Origin of the sequence: Nocardia wallacei (assembly GCF_014466955.1) — a bacterium.
GTDB classification, from domain to species: Bacteria; Actinomycetota; Actinomycetes; order Mycobacteriales; family Mycobacteriaceae; genus Nocardia; species Nocardia wallacei.
Map to the genome: position 1 here is coordinate 2,502,387 of NZ_AP023396.1, position 17,434 is coordinate 2,519,820.

Annotated in this window: 14 protein-coding genes; 11 read left to right on the top strand and 3 right to left on the bottom strand. The window is 69.7% G+C overall.

Annotated features, from left to right (window positions below):
- Positions 1-30: 30 nt before the first annotated feature.
- A complete protein-coding gene (locus NWFMUON74_RS11360) occupies positions 31-765 on the bottom strand; it encodes a GntR family transcriptional regulator (protein ID WP_425300386.1) in 735 nt (244 codons plus the stop codon).
- A 61-nt stretch (positions 766-826) separates the two neighbouring features.
- Between NWFMUON74_RS11360 and NWFMUON74_RS11365 the strand changes: the two genes are divergently transcribed.
- The 4 genes from NWFMUON74_RS11365 to NWFMUON74_RS11380 all read left to right on the top strand — a co-directional run bounded on the left by NWFMUON74_RS11365 (position 827) and on the right by NWFMUON74_RS11380 (position 4,916).
- Positions 827-1,279 (top strand): flavodoxin family protein, encoded by a 453-nt coding sequence (locus NWFMUON74_RS11365; protein WP_232110965.1) that lies wholly within the window; start codon positions 827-829, stop codon positions 1,277-1,279.
- A gap of 634 nt (positions 1,280-1,913) precedes the next feature.
- The gene (locus NWFMUON74_RS11370) at positions 1,914-2,609 is read left to right on the top strand and encodes a response regulator transcription factor (protein ID WP_187687776.1); all 696 of its coding nucleotides are present in this window, start codon (positions 1,914-1,916) and stop codon (positions 2,607-2,609) included.
- A gap of 80 nt (positions 2,610-2,689) precedes the next feature.
- Complete coding sequence (locus NWFMUON74_RS11375; RefSeq protein WP_232110966.1) at positions 2,690-3,886, top strand: sensor histidine kinase; 1,197 nt, start codon at positions 2,690-2,692, stop codon at positions 3,884-3,886.
- Positions 3,873-4,916 (top strand): hypothetical protein, encoded by a 1,044-nt coding sequence (locus NWFMUON74_RS11380; protein WP_187687778.1) that lies wholly within the window; start codon positions 3,873-3,875, stop codon positions 4,914-4,916. The genes NWFMUON74_RS11375 and NWFMUON74_RS11380 overlap by 14 nt, the downstream gene beginning before the upstream one ends.
- Positions 4,917-4,945: 29 nt before the next feature.
- Here NWFMUON74_RS11380 and NWFMUON74_RS11385 read toward each other — a convergent pair whose 3' ends face one another.
- Positions 4,946-5,392, bottom strand: coding sequence for a hypothetical protein (locus NWFMUON74_RS11385; protein WP_187687779.1), 447 nt, complete (start codon positions 5,390-5,392; stop codon positions 4,946-4,948).
- Between the two features lie 148 nt (positions 5,393-5,540).
- Between NWFMUON74_RS11385 and dapA the strand changes: the two genes are divergently transcribed.
- The 6 genes from dapA (at position 5,541) to NWFMUON74_RS11415 (ending at position 13,977) form a co-directional block, all read left to right on the top strand.
- Positions 5,541-6,449 (top strand): 4-hydroxy-tetrahydrodipicolinate synthase, encoded by a 909-nt coding sequence (gene dapA / locus NWFMUON74_RS11390; RefSeq protein ID WP_187687780.1) that lies wholly within the window; start codon positions 5,541-5,543, stop codon positions 6,447-6,449.
- The gene (locus tag NWFMUON74_RS11395) at positions 6,446-8,536 is read left to right on the top strand and encodes a ribonuclease J (RefSeq protein WP_187687781.1); all 2,091 of its coding nucleotides are present in this window, start codon (positions 6,446-6,448) and stop codon (positions 8,534-8,536) included. The genes dapA and NWFMUON74_RS11395 overlap by 4 nt, the downstream gene beginning before the upstream one ends.
- A gap of 55 nt (positions 8,537-8,591) precedes the next feature.
- Positions 8,592-9,215, top strand: a complete 624-nt coding sequence (locus tag NWFMUON74_RS11400; protein ID WP_187687782.1) for a TIGR03085 family metal-binding protein — start codon at positions 8,592-8,594, stop codon at positions 9,213-9,215.
- 300 nt (positions 9,216-9,515) lie between these two features.
- Positions 9,516-12,134: a DNA translocase FtsK gene (locus NWFMUON74_RS11405; protein ID WP_187687783.1), complete on the top strand. Its 2,619-nt coding sequence runs from the start codon at positions 9,516-9,518 to the stop codon at positions 12,132-12,134.
- 295 nt (positions 12,135-12,429) lie between these two features.
- Positions 12,430-13,482, top strand: a complete 1,053-nt coding sequence (locus tag NWFMUON74_RS11410; RefSeq protein ID WP_187687784.1) for a mechanosensitive ion channel family protein — start codon at positions 12,430-12,432, stop codon at positions 13,480-13,482.
- A 216-nt stretch (positions 13,483-13,698) separates the two neighbouring features.
- Positions 13,699-13,977, top strand: a complete 279-nt coding sequence (locus NWFMUON74_RS11415) for a hypothetical protein (protein WP_187687785.1) — start codon at positions 13,699-13,701, stop codon at positions 13,975-13,977.
- A gap of 27 nt (positions 13,978-14,004) precedes the next feature.
- Here NWFMUON74_RS11415 and NWFMUON74_RS11420 read toward each other — a convergent pair whose 3' ends face one another.
- Positions 14,005-15,675, bottom strand: a complete 1,671-nt coding sequence (locus NWFMUON74_RS11420; RefSeq protein WP_187687786.1) for a hypothetical protein — start codon at positions 15,673-15,675, stop codon at positions 14,005-14,007.
- 147 nt (positions 15,676-15,822) lie between these two features.
- Between NWFMUON74_RS11420 and NWFMUON74_RS11425 the strand changes: the two genes are divergently transcribed.
- Positions 15,823-17,319: an acyl-CoA carboxylase subunit beta gene (locus NWFMUON74_RS11425; protein ID WP_187689086.1), complete on the top strand. Its 1,497-nt coding sequence runs from the start codon at positions 15,823-15,825 to the stop codon at positions 17,317-17,319.
- Positions 17,320-17,434 lie beyond the last annotated feature (115 nt).

The following is a 17,434-nucleotide window of genomic DNA, read 5'->3' on the forward strand; positions in this document are numbered from 1 at the left end:
CCAGCCGGTATTGCCTGCTTGTTGCGGAAACTATATATCTTCCGGCGTGGTCGGCTCGGCGAACAGACCGGTGTCGGTCGGCAACCCCGACACCACGTGGTTGAGCCGGGCGTGATGCTGCTCGGTGGCCGCCAGCAGCGCCTCGGCGTCCCCGGCCAGGAACGCCGCCAGCTGGCGGCTGTGGTCGGCGTGCAGCACGACCCGCTCGCCGGTGCTGACGTGCACCATCGGCTGCACCGGTTCGGTGATGTTCCAGGCGTATTCGAGCATGTGCACCAGCCGGGCCATACCCGACGGGCGGGTCAGCGCCAGATGGAACACGCGGGTCTCGCGGTGATAGGCGGCCGGGTCGTCATCGAGCACCGCGCGCTCGAGCCGGGCGTGCGATTCGCTGGCGAGGCGATGATCCTCCGCGCCGGCTCGCCGCACCGCCGCGGCCAGCGCCGCCGACTCCAGCCGCTCCCGCACCACATACAACTCCCGCAACTCCGCGGCGGTCAGCCGGGTCACGGTGTAACCGAAGTTGGGCCGATGCTCCACCAGCCCTTCCCCGATCAACGTCTGCAACGACTCCCGCACCGGAATAGCGCTCACCTCGAACCGCTGCGCGAACTCCCGCAACGGCAACCCCGTCCCCGGCGGCAGATTCCCCGCCAGAATCAACCTCCGCAACTCCTCCAGAATCTCCTGCTGCGAGTATCCCCGGCGAGGGTCGGCCGCCGGGGTCAGCTCCGGCAGTCTGGGGAGACGGGAACGGGAAGGCACGCCAGTACGGTAACCGCCGGAACACCTGGAACGGCGCGAACACGACACTAGGCTCCCTGGTGTGCCCACGCTGCTGATCATTCACCACACGCCATCACCGTTCATGCAAGCGATGTTCGAGGCCGTACTGTCCGGCGCGACCGATCCGGAGATCGAGGGTGTAGAGGTCGTGCGGCGGGCAGCCTTGTCCGTATCGCCCACGGACGTACTGGAAGCGGATGGCTACCTCCTCGGCACCCCGGCCAACCTCGGCTACATGAGCGGCGCCCTCAAACACGCCTTCGACCTCATCTACTACCCCTGCCTCGACTCCACCCGAGGCCGCCCCTTCGGCCTCTACCTCCACGGCAACGAGGGCACCGAGGGAGCGGAGAAGGGCATCACTTCGATCACGACGGGGCTGGGGTGGGTGAAGGCATCCGAGTATGTGGTGGTGTCGGGCAAACCGTCCAAAGAAGACATCGAAGCGTGCTGGGAACTCGGCGCAACCGTGGCGGCCCAGTTGATGCGATAGGCGCCTCGGGATCGTCGTCGGTCTGGGCGATAACCTCTCCGATCTCTCCTTGCTCTTCCGCGCAGCGGGCGGTTCAGAACACCAGGTCGGACCACGGGATATTGATGGGAACGGATGATCCGACATCCCGGTGTGTCCGAAGAACACGTTGGTTTCTGTGCTTACCCGCCAGCACTTCTCGGGGTCCTGCGTCATAGCGGTTCCAGCGCAGGCACGCAGTCCGTTCCGGATGAGGTTGGTGAATTCCTGATGTTCGTGTGGACCGCGTCGCAGCCACACCACCCGACCGTCCCAGAGCTCGATCTGCTCGGCGATCTCCTCGGGAAGCGCCGACAGTTCTTCCCAAGTCATGCGCTCCGGGAGTTCGGGTCGCTTCGTCTCTGGACGGCCATACGGTCATGGTAATTCAGCCGCGCACAGCGGTAATCCAAGGTCGGACGACGGTCAGCCAGGCCGCTGCGGAACGGTGGTGGGAGACGCGACCGACCCCGCCCCCCGATTTCTTGTGGCTGACTCCCGACCACCCCTACCGGCATACTCGACGCAAGTAATCTCCGGTGCCTGGGCGGTATCTGTGCGCGGGGGTCGGTTGCCGGGCCAGGGTGTTCGGGATTCTGAGAAGGGGTGAGTGGCCGTGGACGCGATACAGCAGGGGACGCCGGAGCAGCCGGCGACGTCGCAGCCGCGCCGGATCGGGCTGGTGGAGGACCACGAGTCCGTGGCGCTCGGGCTGGCCTCGATGCTGGCGGGGGAGGCCGATCTCGAACTCGTGCTGACCGCCGGGACCGTGGGTGAACTGCTCGCGGCGGAACCGCGGCTGGATCTGGTGGTGCTGGATCTGCGGCTGGCCGACGGGTCCACGCCGCAGGACAATGTGCGCGCGCTGCGCGACCGTGGTCTGGAGGTGCTGGTGTTCACCGGCGCGGACAACCCGTTCCTGGTGCGTTCGGCCGCGCGCGCCGGGGTGCTGGGCGTGGTGCGCAAGTCCGAGGACGTGCAGACCGTCGTGTCGGCGGTGCGCGCGGCCGCCTCGGGGGAGCAGGTGGTGACCACCGACTGGGCCGCCGCCATCGACGGCGATCCGCAGCTCTCCGACGTCGGGCTCAGCCCGCGCCAGCAGGAAGTGCTCACGCTGTACGCCTCGGGGGAGAAGGCGTCGCGGGTGGCGCGGCTGACGGGCCTGTCGGAGCAGACCGTCAACGATTACCTCGGGCGCATCCGCCAGAAATACGCCGATGCCGGTCGGCCCGCCCCCACCAAGACCGACCTGTACAAGCGTGCGGTGGAGGACGGCTGGCTACCCGTGCCCGAACGCCACCCCCGGGCATGATCGCTGTCGGCACTACGGAGGCACCGATCGTCCGGGCGGGTCCGCTGGTGCGGGCGGGAACGTGGTGGCGCGGCCATTCGGTGAGCGAGGACGCCGGCGCGGTGGCCTTCGACCGGATCGTCCGGCGGCTGGGCCTGTCGATGGGTCTCGGCGGGGTGATCATGGGCCTGGTCGATCTGCCCGAGATTCTGGCGCAGAGCCGCCACGCGGCGGACTGGTGGGCGCCGGTGGCGGCGGCGCTGGTGTTCGGCGGATTCCCGGTGCTGGCGGCGGTATCGATCCGCATGCGGCCCTGGGTGATTCGCACGGTCGCCGGCGTCATCGCGGTGGGCTACCTGGCCGGCTTGGCGACGTTGCCGTTCGCCCTGCACACCCACACCGTGGACGCGGCCTCGATGTGGGTGTACCGGATGTTGCCGCTGGGCATGCTGACCGCCGCGCTGGCCTGGCCGGTGCTGCTGTCGGCCGGATATCTGCTGATCGGCTCGGTGGCGGTGGCCGCGAGCAACGTCTATCTGGTCGAGGACCTCACGGCGATGTCGGCGGTCAGCGCGTTCGCCCGCGCCTTCGGGCTGTCCACGCTGCTGCTGTGGTGCGTGGCCAGCGCGCTGGGCGCCACCGCGCGAGTGGACCGGGAGTCGGCGCGGGCCAGTCGGCAGGCGGCGTCGTCGGCCGCGGCCTCGGCCCGCGACCACGAGCGGTCGCGCTTCGCCGCGCTGATCCACGACGCCGTGCTGTCCACCCTGCTCGACGCCTCACGCGGCAACGAGCAGTCGGCTGTGCTGCGTCGCCAGGCCGAACGCACCCTCGAACAACTCGACGAGATCCGCGTCGCCGCCCGCGAACCCGACGTACTCGACGCCCGCGCGGCGGTCATCTTCCTGCGCTCGGCCGTGCACGAGATCAATCCGGGCATCCGCTTCGCCACCCGGACCTGGCCCGGCTTCGACGATCTGCGCATGCCGGTGCACGCGGCCACCACGCTGGCCTCGGCGCTGGGCGAGGCCGTGCGCAACAGCCTGCGGCACGCCGGGGTACCCGGACGAACCGTGCATCGCACCGTCACCTGCACCATCAGCGCGGGCAGTATCCGCTTGGTCTTCACCGACGACGGCGCCGGTTTCGATGTGCGGCGGGTGCCGTCGGACCGGCTCGGCATCTCGGTGAGCATTCTGGGCCGGATGCGGCAGCTCGCCGGCGGCGCGGGGTTCGTGGAGTCGCAGCCGGGGGAGGGGACGACGGTGACGCTGGTGTGGGGCGGCGATGGTTCGCACTGACTTCCCCGATCCCGAGGTCGCCGCGGGATTCGGGTTGCGGGAGTTGCTCGGCCTGCGCGGCGGTGCGGCCTGGCTGTTCCTGCTGATCCTGGAACTGACGATCGTGCTGTACATGCTGCGCAACCTGTCGGCCTCGCCGCTGTGGGCGGTGCTGGTCGCACTGGCGATCCAGGTGGTCGCGGGGGCGCTGGTGCTGGTGGTGCCGACCGATCCGCTGCCCTGGCCGGTGACGGCGTACGTGGTCGCGGCCGGGCCGGTCGCCACGGTGCTGACGGTCGCCCACCTGGGTGCCGACCACGCCGGGCACATGGTGTGGACGACGTTCGTCACCTCCTACGTGCTGGCGGTGCTGGTGCTGCGCGGCCGGTTGCGGGCGGCCTGGCTCGGCGTCGCCGGGGTGGTGGTGGTCGACGGTCTGGCCGCCGCCCGGATCGGCAGCGCCGACGGCGCGATCTCCGCGGCCCTGGTACCGGTCGGGACGGTCACGGCCATCTCGGTGTTCGCGGTGATCATGCGCCCGACCCAGCGCACGCTGCGCATCCTGCACGAGGACGTGACGATCCGGGCCGCGGCGGAGGCCACCATGGCCGCCGCCGACGGTGAACGCATCCGGCAGCTGGCCCGGCTGGACCGGGTGGCGCGGCCGATCCTGGAGCGCATCGCCGACGGCGCCGAACTCACCCCCGCCGAACGCGAGGAATGCCGGTTGCTGGAGGCGGAACTGCGCGACGGCCTGCGCGCGCCGAAGCTGGTGACCGAGGAGCTCAGCGGCGCGGCCCGCGGCGCCCGCTCCCGCGGCGTCGAGGTGGTGCTGCTCGACGACGGCGGCTTCGCCGGTGCGCCGCAGTGGGTGCGCCAGCGCGTGATCGATTCGGCGACAAAGGAATTGGACGCCGCCAATGGGGGTTCGATTACGGTGCGGGTGCTGCCGACCGGCCGCCGCGTGCTGGCGACCGTGCTCGCGCACGCCCCGGATCACGACCGCCGCACCGAGATCGACACCGCCGGGAACATCTCGGTGTCGACGTGAGAGCTTGCGGGCCCGCCGCTTTCGTCGGCTCAGTCGTCGCAGCGCCCGGGCCCGCCCCGGCGCATCTGGTCGCGCAGCGCGTCCTGCACCGTGCTGGACAGCCACGAATTCAATGACATCCCGCTTTGCGCGGCGGCCTGCTCGGCGCGCGACTTGATCTGGTCGACCAGGCGCAGCGTGACCCGGCTGATGTCGCCGGTCAGGTCCTCGAATGTGGGTGTCTCGTCCGGACGCTCGGCGGGCCGTACGTCGACGCGGGCATCGGTGCCGTCCATCGACACGCGCACCGTGCGATCGCCGAGCGCCGCGCTGATCTCGGCGGCCAGGTCCGACAGCGCCGCGAGCAGCGTCAACCGCGCGGAGTTCTCGGTGGCCGCGGCGAGAGCGGCGGCGGTGGCCTGCGTCTTCTCGTCGCCGAGAGCCGCCGCCGCGACCAGATCCTCGCGCAACCGCGCGGTATAAGTGTTCAAATCCATGACACCAGCATGACGTCAACAGTGATGTCATTCAAGCGGCAAAATGATGTCAATGTTGCTGTCGTGATGCTGGTGTGACGAGTGTCCCCGCTTCCAGGTGGACGACGGGTGCGATGTCGGTTCCCCTAACCGGGTAGCCTTGCTGACCATGACGAACGGTGATTCGACGCGGACAGAGCTGCGCGCGTCCGGCACGGTCGGAGTCGCGATGGTGACCCCCTTCACCGCGGAGGGCAAGCTCGACGTCGACGCCGGCGTCGCGCTGGCGAGTCGCCTGGTCGACCGGGGTGTCGACCTGCTCGCCGTGTCCGGCACCACCGGCGAATCGCCGACCACCACCGAGTCGGAGAAATTCGATCTGCTGCACGCCGTCGTCGAGACCGTCGGCTCGCGCGCCACGGTGATCGCCGGGGCCGGTACCTACGACACCGCGCACAGCATCGAACTGGCGCGCAGCGCCCAGCGGGCCGGTGCGCACGGACTGCTGCTGGTGACCCCGTACTACTCGCGCCCGGCGCAGGAGGGGCTGCTGGCCCACTTCCTCACCGTCGCCGACGCCACCGATCTGCCGGTGACGCTGTACGACATCCCGCCGCGTTCGGTGGTGCCGATCCTGCCGGAGACGATCCGCCGCCTCGCCGAGCATCCGCGCATCGTCGCGGTGAAGGACGCCAAGGGCGACCTCGGCGTCGGCGCGGAACTGATCGCCGAGACCGGCCTGGACTGGTACTCCGGCGACGACGTATTGAATCTGCCGTGGTTGTCGGTCGGCGCGGTCGGCTACATCAGCGTCATCGGGCATCTCGTCCCGGAGCGGCTGGTGTCGTTGCGCGACGCCTACCTGTCCGGGGATGTCGCGGGCGCCCGTGAGATCCACGTGAGCATGCTGCCGCTGATGCGGGCGATGGCCCGGGTCGGCGGTGTCGCCATGGTGAAGGCGTCGCTGCGGCTGCTCGGCGTGGAGGTGGGTGAGCCGCGGTTGCCGCAGCTGATGCCCGAGGGCGAGGTGCTGCATCTGATCGCTGCCGAACTGGAAGCCGGAGGAGTCTACGCATGAGTGATCCCGAAGGCCGTCGTCCTCGCCGCCGAGCCGCCAGCCGGGCCGCCGGGGCGCCCGAGCCCAAGCCCGTACAGACGTCACCGCAGTCCGGGTCGACCCCGCAGTCCGAGACGACCCCGCGGGCCGAGCCGACGCCCCGGGCCGAGCCGACGCCGCAGGTCGATTCGGTCGCCCAGGAGGCGAAGGCCGCAGCCCGCGAGGAACGACAGCTGGCCAAGGCCGCGGAGCAGGATCTGCGCTCCGCGGAAAAGGCCGCGCCGCAAGGTGTTCCGGCCGAATCCGGAAGGTCGGAGCGGCCCGACCGGCAGCGCCGCGGCCGGGGCAGGCAGGGCGGACGTGGCCGCGCGGAGCAAGCCCGCGGGCGTGCCGAGCAACTGCGTGCCGAGCAATCCGAACCCGCGCCCGGCCCGGCCCCGCTGGGCCTGCCCGAAGCGCCGCCGCGGCACGGCCTGCGCGTGTTCGCGCTCGGGGGCATCGGCGAAATCGGCCGCAACATGACCGTGTTCGAATTCGACGGCAAGCTGCTGATCGTCGACTGCGGCGTGCTGTTCCCGGAGGATCAGCAGCCCGGTGTCGATCTGATCCTCCCCGATTTCCGGCCCATCGAGGACCGGATCGAGGACGTGGTGGCCGTGGTGCTCACCCACGGCCACGAGGACCACATCGGCGCGGTGCCGTTCCTGCTGCGCCTGCGCCCCGACATCCCGGTCGTCGGCTCCAAGTTCACCCTCGCGCTGGTCGCCGCGAAGTGCCGCGAGCACCGGCTGCAGCCGAAGCTGCTCGAGGTCACCGAGGGCGAGAAGACCACTCACGGCCCGTTCGAATGCGAGTACTTCGCCGTCAACCACTCCATCCCGGATGCCATCGCGGTCGCGCTGCGCACCCCGGCCGGGCTGGTGCTGCACACCGGCGACATCAAGCTCGACCAGTTGCCGCTGGACGGCCGGCTCACCGATCTGGCCGGTTTCTCCCGCCTCGGCGACGAAGGGGTGGACCTGTTCCTGGTCGACTCCACCAACGCCGAGGTGCCCGGCTTCGTGACGCCGGAGCGTGAGATCGGCCCGGTGCTCGACAGCGTCATCGGCAAGGCCAGGGGCCGGGTGATCGTGGCCTCCTTCGCCAGTCACGTGCACCGCATCCAGCAGGTGGTCGACGTCGCCCAGCGCTACGACCGGCGGGTGTGTTTCGTCGGCCGGTCCATGGTCCGCAATATGCAGATCGCCCAGGACCTCGGCTATCTCGAACTGCCCGACGGGCTGGTGGTGGATCTGGACCAGGCCGCCAACCTGCCGGTGCACAAGCTGGTGCTCATCTCGACCGGTTCGCAGGGCGAGCCGCTGTCCGCGCTGTCGCGGATGGCCCGCGGCGACCACCGTCAGATCAACATCCGCGCCGACGATCTGGTGGTGCTGGCGTCCTCGCTCATCCCGGGCAACGAGAACGCGGTGTTCGGGGTGGTCAACGGCCTGGCCCGGCTCGGCGCGACCGTGGTGACCCAGCAGAGCGCGAAGGTGCACGTCTCCGGCCACGCCTCGGCGGGTGAGCTGCTGTACCTGTACAACGCGGTGCGCCCGACCAATGCGATGCCCGTGCACGGCGAATGGCGGCATCTGCGGGCCAACGCCGCGCTCGCGGTCGCCACCGGCGTTCCGGAGGACCGCGTCATGCTCGCCGAGAACGGCGTCGTGGTGGATCTGGTGGACGGCATCGCCGCGATCACCGGCCGCTTCCCGGTCGGCCAGGTGTACGTCGACGGCCTGTCGGTCGGCGACGTGGGCGAGTCGACGCTGTCGGATCGCTTGATCCTGGGCGAGGGCGGGTTCATCGCGATCACCGTCGCCGTCGACCAGACCACCGGCAAGGCGGTCAGCGCGCCGGAGGTCAGCGGTCGCGGCTTCTCCGACGATCCGGAGGCGCTGGTCGCGGCGCAGGAACTGGTCGAGGCCGAATTGCTGCGGCTGGCCGGTGAGGGCGTCACCGATACCCATCGCATCGCGCAGAGCGTGCGGCGGGTGGTCGGCCGCTGGGTCGCCGACGCCTACCGGCGGCGGCCGATGATCGTGCCGACCGTCCTCGGCGTGTAGGGGTTGTGTCGGCGGCCACAGTCCCGGTGGCCGCGAGTCGTTTAGGCTCGCACGTATGAGTATGGCCCAACGGGAGCGGCGCGCCCTGGTCGTGACCATGACCGCCGCGGGCCCGGACGCACCGACGCTGTGCGGCACGTGGACCGTGCGCGACCTGGCCGCGCACCTGGTGGTGCGGGAGCGCCGCCCCGACGCCGCACCCGGCATCATGCTGAAACCCCTTGCGGGCCACCTGGAATCGGTGCAGGAGCGTGCCGCCCGGCGGCCGTTCACCGCGTTGCTGGAGCAGATCCGCACCGGCCCGCCGTGGTGGTCGCCGCTGTATCCGGTGGACGCGGTGGTCAACCTCACCGAGATGTTCGTCCACCACGAGGACGTGCGCCGCGGCGAACCCGGTTGGGAGCCACGGACATTGAGCGGGTCCGACGAGGCCAAGCTGTGGAACGCGGTGCGCCGGATGGCCCGCATGGCCTACCGCAAGTCCCCCGTGACGGTGGTACTGACCACGCCGCAGGGCGAGCGCGTCACCGCCCACAACGCGGGGGGCGACGCGGTGATCCTCACCGGCCCACCCTCCGAACTCCTGCTGCACGCCTTCGGCCGCAACGAGGTACGCCTCGAAACCAGCGGCCCGGACGACGACGTCAAGGCGGTCTTCGCCACCGATCGCAGCGTCTGACCCAGCGCCCCGAAGGTCCACCCGCGAAGAACGCTTCCCATCCGACCTGGCCCGGGGTCGCTGATGCGACCGACACACAGCGACCGACCGCTGAAACGGCGTCTCGAATGCCCCCCGCGCCGACCTGGACGGTCTGCCCGTCGTGAGGCTTCACTGCCGGATACGACGTGGTCCGGGATGTCGGCGAGGCGGCCCACCGGCGCGAAAACGGGCTGTGAGCGGCGGGGGTCGACCATGTGATGTTCGTGGTGTGGGTGTTGCGGATGGTCTGGATGGGGCGATTGCGGCTAGCCTGAGGCTATGGCAGGTAAGTCCCGCGGCACCACGACCTCACGTGCGCGGGCGGGATCGACCCGGGGGAGGGCTCCGGCGCGGTCTCGTTCCGCCGGATCACGAACGGGGTCGACGCCACGCGGGTCGACCACGCGCGGGCGCACCTCCGCGACGCGGCGCCCGGCGCCGCGGGCGCGGTCGAATACGGCCCCGCTGGCCGTACTCGGGCGCGGGATCGGCAACGGCTGGTCGATGCTCGCCCGCGGGGTCGGCGCCACCACCCGCACACTGAGCCGGGCGGGGGAGATCGAGCACGGGCACCGGCGCGACGGAATCGCGCTGGTGCTCATCGCGTTCAGCGTGATCATCGCGGCCGCGGTATGGCTGGCGGCGGGCGGTCCGGTCGGGCACGCGGTCGATACCGCGATCCGCTGGATCACCGGATCCGCCTCGGCGGCGCTGCCGTTCGTGGCGGTGGCCGTCGCGGTCATCATGATGCGCACCGAACCGCGGCCCGAGATCCGGCCGCGGCTGGTGCTGGGCGGTCTGCTGGTCGGACTCCCCGCGCTGGGCCTGTGGCATATCGCCGCGGGCGCGCCCACCGACCCGCACGGGCGCGCGCACGCCGCGGGCTTCGCCGGATTCGTGGTCGGCGGCCCGCTGCGCGACGGCCTGACGGCCTGGCTCGCGGTGCCGCTGTTGTTGATCGCCATGGTGTTCGGCGTGCTGCTGCTGACCGGGACCACCGTGCGCGAGGTGCCCAACCGGCTGCGCGAACTGTTCGGCACCGGCAGCCGCGGCGACGAATACGACTCCTACGACGGCCGATACGGACTCTACGACCCGGAAAACTATGACGCCGACGGCTTCCCGCTGCACGAGGGCAGGTCCCGGCGGCGCGGCCGCACCCCCGCGGAGAACTACCCGACCGACGAATTCGGCGGCCCCGACGCGATCACCGAGGTCATCGGGGAGCCGCCGCTGCGCGACGCCAAGGACATCGCCGCCGAGACCACCGAGGCGGCCGCGGCCGAAAAGCCCGCCGCCAAGCCGAAATCCAAGAAAACCCCCAAGGTCGTCGACCAGACCCCGGAGCCGCCCGCCCCGCAGCAACTGGAATTCGTGACCGAGCGGCAGGTCGAAGGCGACTACCAGTTGCCGCCGATGTCGCTGCTGATCGACGGTGATCCGCCGAAACGCCGCAGCGCCGCCAACGAATCGATGATCGAGGCGATCACCGAGGTGCTGGTGCAGTTCAAGATCGACGCCGCGGTCACCGGATTCGTGCGCGGCCCGACGGTCACTCGCTACGAGGTCGAACTCGGTCCGGGCGTGAAGGTCGAGAAGATCACCGCCCTCGCCCGCAATATCGCCTACGCCGTGGCGACGGAGAACGTCCGGCTGCTGGCGCCGATACCGGGCAAGTCCGCCGTCGGCATCGAGGTGCCCAACTCCGACCGCGAGCTGGTGCGGCTGGCCGACGTGCTCAAGGCGCCCTCGACGCGAAACGACCACCACCCCTTGCTGATCGGCCTCGGCAAGAACATCGAGGGCGAATTCCTCGCCGCGAACCTGGCGAAGATGCCGCATCTGCTGGTGGCCGGTTCCACCGGTTCGGGTAAGTCCAGCTTCGTGAACTCGATGCTGGTGTCGCTGCTGCAGCGCGCGACGCCCGACGAGGTGCGGATGATCCTCATCGACCCGAAGATGGTGGAACTGACGCCCTACGAAGGCATTCCGCACCTGATCACCCCCATCATCACGCAGCCGAAGAAGGCCGCCGCCGCGCTGGCCTGGCTGGTGGAGGAGATGGAGCAGCGCTATCAGGACATGCAGGCCAGCAAGGTCCGCCACATCGACGACTTCAACAAGAAGGTGAAGTCGGGCCAGATCACCACGCCGCTGGGCAGCGAGCGGGTGTACCGGCCCTACCCGTACATCCTCGCCATCGTCGACGAGCTGGCCGACCTGATGATGACCGCGCCGCGCGACGTCGAGGACGCGATCGTGCGCATCACCCAGAAGGCCCGCGCCGCGGGCATCCACCTGGTGCTGGCGACGCAGCGGCCCTCGGTGGACGTGGTCACCGGCCTGATCAAGACCAACGTGCCGTCCCGGCTGGCCTTCGCCACCTCCTCGCTGACCGACTCGCGGGTCATCCTCGACCAGCCCGGCGCGGAGAAGCTGATCGGCATGGGCGACGGCCTGTTCCTGCCGATGGGCGCCAACAAGCCGACCCGCCTGCAGGGCGCGTTCATCTCCGACGAGGAGATCCAGGGCGTCGTCGACTTCGCCAAGAACCAGGCCGAGCCCGAGTATCAGGAGGGCGTCACCAGCGCCAAGACCGGCGAGAAGAAGGACGTCGACCCGGACATCGGCGACGACTTGGATCTGTTCGTGCAGGCCGTCGAGCTGGTGGTCACCTCCCAGTTCGGCTCCACCTCCATGCTGCAGCGCAAGCTGCGCGTCGGATTCGCCAAGGCGGGCCGCCTGATGGACCTGATGGAGACCCGCGGTGTCGTCGGTCCCAGCGAGGGGTCCAAGGCCCGCGACGTGCTGATCAAGCCCGACGAGCTGGAGGGCCTGCTGTACACGATCAAGGGTGGTGGCGAACTGCCCGCCGAGGAGCCCGCGGACGAGCCTTAGCGTCGCCGGAAGGTGTTGCGGTGAAGGCAGATCACCGCGCGGATACCACCGTTCGACGCTTCCTAACGCGCCGACGCCTTGTGAGTAGGTTCACCCACGTCCCCGGCTGCGTGCTCGCGGCGCCGCCGCGGTCCGCCGAAACCGCTGGGAGCGAAGGGGTTCGCCGGGCTCGCCGTCGGTGCGGCCGACCGTCGAGCCGACCGCGATCCGCGATCGCGGGGTTGCCTCGGGCCCCCGATCCGTAGGTAGCGTGGCTGGGAGGCACACCTGAACACCGCGCAAGGAGTTGGACGCCTTGGATGAAGTACTACGCCCGCTCATCGTTTTCGGCGGCACGCTCGCGGTCACGGTAGCGGTCGGCGTACTGATCGACCGGCTGCTGTGCTACGCCGCGACCAAGCACCCGCGGACCCGACTGCCCGGCCTGCTGCGCCGGGTGCAGCTGCCACTGCAGCTCCTACTGGCAACGGCCGGACTGCAATTCACCTATCCGATGGCGGAACTGCACCTGCGCCAGGACGCCGTGATACGCAATCTGCTGGCCACCGCGGCGATCCTGGCCGCCGCCTGGCTCACCATCCGTGCCGTCGACGCCGTCGCCGAGAACACTCTGGACAAGTACGCCGGCCGCACCGCCGACACCGCGCGGGTGCGCCGCCTGCACACCCAGCTCACCCTGGTGCGCCGCATCGTCACCACGGTCTTGGCGTTGACCAGCGCGGCCGTGGTGATGCTGCTGCTGTTCCCGAATCTGCGCACGCTGGGGACCTCGCTGCTGGCGTCGGCCGGCATCATCGGCATCATCGCCGGTGTCGCGGCACAGTCGACGCTCGGCAACCTGATGGCCGGGCTGCAGATCGCCTTCGGCGATTCGGTGAAGATCGGCGACACCGTGGTGGTCGAGGGGGAGTGGGGCACCGTCGAGGAGATCACCCTGTCGTTTCTGACCGTGCGGATCTGGGACGATCGCCGACTGACCATGCCCGTCTCCTACTTCAACAACAAGCCCTACGAGAACTGGTCCAAGGGCGGCCCGCAGCTCACCGGCACGGTCTTCCTGCACCTCGACCACAGCACCCCGGTCGCCGAATTACGCGAGCATCTGCACGACTATCTGCGGCAGCGCCCGGACTGGGACGGCCGCGACTGGAATCTGCTGGTCACCGACAGCACGCCGACCAGCATCGTGGTGCGCGCGTCCATGTCGGCCCGCAACGCCGACGATGTGTGGACGCTGCGCTGCGCGGTCCGCGAGGAGCTGGTGGCGTGGCTGGGCGCCTACCACCCGTACGCGCTGCCCAAGATCTCGACGGCCGTGGCGGCACCGGCGCACGCGCTGGCGGACTGAACCGAGCTGGACGCCCGCACAGTAGAACTCGTTGATTCGTCAGCGAATCTGCCTGCGCGACTGGGCGATCCGGAGGCGAAGACCACACTCGGATTCGATCGAAACGGACACCGCCGCAGTGGCCGGGCGGTATGGTGATAACGGTTGTCGATCGCGTTCTGGCACTCATGTTTTCGCGGCAGGTAGAGCGGTTTACCGAATCCGAAAGGTCACTGCATGATTCTCGCAGCCGTTCACGACACCCTTCTCGCTCAGATCGGAAATCCCACACCGGAGACCCCGCCCGCCGCCGACAAGCTGATGAAGCTGGTCCGGTACTTCACGTGGTTCGTGATCCTGGCCGGTGTCCTCGGAATCACCTACGCGGGTGGGCGTTTCGCCTGGGACAAATCGATCGGCGCGGGCCCGTCGCCGAAGATGGTCATCGGCGCCATGATCGGCGGCATCGTCGCCACCAGCGCGGGCACCATCATGAATGCCGCGATCGGAACCTGAGCCGCCCGCGTCCGCTGTGCTCCGGACTCAGTTCCGGCCCGAGGTGATGTAGTAGTACATCGGGTCGACCATGTCCAGCAGATGCTGAACTTCGCTGTCGGTGAAGCGGTTTCGGCGGCTCACGGTGATCAGGACCAGGTCGTTGATGGCCCGCACGATGCGGTCGAACTCGCCCTCGGCGGCTTCTTCGGTCTCGTGCGAGTCCGTGCCGAGAGGGTTCGTCTCGCGCAGGTCCGCTCCGGCCCGCGCGGCCTGTGCGCGCAGCACGCCGTCGGCGCCTCGGGTGCTGGTCACCTTGGCGGCGTGGTCGTAGTACCGGATCGCGGCCGCGATCAGCCCCTCCGGTTTCGGGCGCACCAGTGAGTCGTCCGCGCTCGCCGGTCGTTCCGGATCGCCTTGACCCAGAGCGAGGGCGCGGGCCTTGGCGGTGAGGTAGCGGGCGACGAGAATGTCACGGACGGTACCGAATTCGGTGGTCCGAAGGATGTCCACCGATGCCCGCTCGTAATTCTCGACGGCCGCGATCACCGCAGCCGGTTCGGTATCGTCGGCCATCTCGGCGAACCGGCGAGTGCGGTCGTCCAGCCGCAACAGCGCTCGCACATTGCCCTCGTGCCGTCGCCGCCCGCCGGTGCTGGCCGGGAAACACGCCAGCAGGGCCCGGGTCGTCCCGGCGACGTCCGCACCGAAGACGTCGCCGAACAGGTCGCGGTACTCCGGATGCGCGGCGTAGGCCATCTCCAGGCGGCGCAACTCGACGATGATTCCGCCGAGTTCTTCCGCGCGCAGCGCGTCCTGCGGATCGCGGCCCGGGGCCGCGTCGGGCCCGCACATCTCGAGCAGTGCCATCGTGACGGCCCGCATCGCCCGCATCTCGCGCTCGGGATCCGCCTCGGCCAGCGCGCGGGCGTGCTCGGCGTGGAACCGGGCGAGTTCCCGGTGCAACCGCCAGCCGAGAGTTTCGGCCAGTTCCAGCTCGGTCTCCTTGATCGAGCGGATCCGGCTGAGCCCGGTCGGCTCGTACTGCGCGTGCCGCGACAACACGGACTCGGCCTCGGCCGCCGCGCGGGCACAGCGGATGCCGATCATGCAGTCCAGCCGGGAGGTGACGTCGATCAGGCGCAGGCCCCGGCGCGCCCAGTCCCGGGCCGCCTCGATCGGCTCCCGATCGCCGCGGCGGCGCTGCCGCAGTCGGCGCTCGGCCAGTTCGGCGGACCAGTACAGCATGTCGGAGCGGTCGTCGCGGGCGGCGGCGTGCGCGAATTGTTCCTCTAGTTGCCCGATCTCGTAGTTGCGGCTGGAGTATCGTGCCTCCAGCCGTTTCATGTCGACAGTGGCGGGGCGGCGTTCGGTGTGTCCCGCGCTCGCGGCCAGCTCGATGACGGGGCCCGGCACGGGACGGTTCTCGGCGGTCAGCTTGTCGACGACCGCGGCCGCGAGGTCCGCGATCGTCTTGAAGTGCTTCCACATGGTGGCCTTCGGGATCGGCCCCTCCGTACCGTCGCGCCGGACGTAGCCGCGCGCCGCCGCGCAGATATCGGCGGTCGTGAGGCGGGCGATCGAATCGCCCGCGTCCGGCGCCGTCATCACCTGCTCCGCCGCGGCGACGATCATCGCCTTGGTGCGTTCCTCGAGCGCTCGCCCGGCTCGTCGCTGATAGGACGCGTCCGCGCCGCGATGCATAGCTGTAGACGACACGGTCGAGAGTCTATTGCAGTGCACATAGTTGTGAACGCGTCTCTTCCGGCTACTGTCGGAGGGACAGCGAACCGAGGGTTATCGAGGGAGGACGCATCGTTGGAGACGACCGCCGCGAAACTGAAGCTGCTGCAACACAGTCTGGAGATGGCGCGGGAACCGGCCGGGGCCGCCGGGATCGCCAAGCGGGCCGCGAAGGGGATACCCAGCCCGCGGGAGCGCATCGGCATGCTGCTCGACGCCGGGAGCTTCGTGGAGATCGGAGCGCTGGTGAAGCAGCCCGGCTCCCGCGACGCCCTGTACGGTGACGGCGTAGTGACCGGCCACGGTACCGTCGACGGCCGCCCGGTCGTGGTGATCGCCCACGACCAGACGGTGTTCGGCGGTTCGGTCGGGGAGATGTTCGGGCGCAAGGTCGCCGCGGCAATGGATTTCGCCGCCGAGATCGGCTGCCCGTTCGTGGCGATCAACGACTCCGGCGGCGCGCGGGTGCAGGACGCGGTCACCTCGCTGGCCTGGTACGCGGCGATGAGCCGCCGTCAGCTCGGGCTGTCCGGTGTGGTGCCGCAGGTCTCGCTGATGCTGGGCAAATGCGCCGCGGGCGCGGTGTACGCGCCGATCAACACCGACGTCCTGATCGCGACCGAGTCGGCCTACATGTTCGTGACCGGTCCCGACATCATCCGCGAGACCACGGGCGAGGAGGTCACCCTCGAGGAGCTCGGCGGCGCGTTCACCCAGGCCGAGAACGGCAACATCCATCATGTCGCGCCGGACGAAGCCGCGGCGTTCGCGTGGGCGCGGACGTATCTGAGCTATATGCCGTCGAATTGCTTCGAGCAGCCGCCGGTGGTCAACCCGGGGCTCGAACCCGAGATCACCGACTCCGACCGCGAACTCGACACGATCATTCCCGACTCCGACCGCGCCGGGTACGACATGTACGACGTGCTGCTGCGGATCTTCGACGACGGCGAGTTCCACGAGGTCGGTGACGCCTCCGCCCGCAATATGATCACCGGTTTCGCCCGTGTGGACGGCCGCAGCGTCGGCGTGGTGGCCAATCAGCCGCTGGTGTCCAGTGGCGCGATCGATGCTCGCAGTTCGGACAAGGCGGCGCATTTCATCCGGCTCTGTGACGCGTTCGGGTTGCCGCTGGTGTTCGTGGTCGACACGCCGGGCGTGCTGCCCGGTGTCGAGGAGGAGAAGATCGGCGTCATCAAGCGCGGCGGGCGGTTCTTCTACGCCGTGGTCGAGGCCACCGTCCCGATCGTCACCGTGGTGGTGCGCAAGGCATACGGCGGCGGCTACGCGGTGATGGGCTGCAAACAGCTCGGCGGCGACATCAATCTGGCCTGGCCCACCGCCCGCATCGCCGTGATGGGTGGTGAGGCGGCCGTCGGTCTCACCCAGCGCCGTCAGCTCGCCGCGGTCTCCGACGCGGAGCGCCCCGCAGTGCGGCAGCAGATGATCGACTTCTACAACGCCACCGTCGCCACCCCCTGGATCGCCGCCGAACGCGGCTACATCGATGCCGTCATCGAACCCAGCAGCACCCGCCTCGAGATCCGCAAGGCACTGCGCCTACTCCGCGACAAACGGGTCACCCACGGTCCGCGCAAACATCACCTGATGCCCCTCTAGCGCTGGGTGCTGGGCAGCAGCATCGCCTGATGTCGCAGTGCCGCGTCGAGCCCACGGTGCTCCCAGGGTGCGCAGTCGCCTCACCGATCTCGGCCTGTCCCCGGAAACGCCGCGG

What these genes read in the sequence shown, in the direction of transcription:
- dapA (WP_187687780.1), top strand. Translation starts at nt 5,541, where the DNA reads ATGACGAACGGTGATTCGACGCGGACAGAGCTGCGCGCGTCCGGCACG.
- NWFMUON74_RS11400 (WP_187687782.1), top strand. Translation starts at nt 8,592, where the DNA reads ATGAGTATGGCCCAACGGGAGCGGCGCGCCCTGGTCGTGACCATGACC.
- NWFMUON74_RS11385 (WP_187687779.1), bottom strand. Translation starts at nt 5,392, where the DNA reads ATGGATTTGAACACTTATACCGCGCGGTTGCGCGAGGATCTGGTCGCG.
- NWFMUON74_RS11415 (WP_187687785.1), top strand. Translation starts at nt 13,699, where the DNA reads ATGATTCTCGCAGCCGTTCACGACACCCTTCTCGCTCAGATCGGAAAT.
- NWFMUON74_RS11405 (WP_187687783.1), top strand. Translation starts at nt 9,516, where the DNA reads ATGGCAGGTAAGTCCCGCGGCACCACGACCTCACGTGCGCGGGCGGGA.
- NWFMUON74_RS11380 (WP_187687778.1), top strand. Translation starts at nt 3,873, where the DNA reads ATGGTTCGCACTGACTTCCCCGATCCCGAGGTCGCCGCGGGATTCGGG.
- NWFMUON74_RS11395 (WP_187687781.1), top strand. Translation starts at nt 6,446, where the DNA reads ATGAGTGATCCCGAAGGCCGTCGTCCTCGCCGCCGAGCCGCCAGCCGG.
- NWFMUON74_RS11425 (WP_187689086.1), top strand. Translation starts at nt 15,823, where the DNA reads ATGGCGCGGGAACCGGCCGGGGCCGCCGGGATCGCCAAGCGGGCCGCG.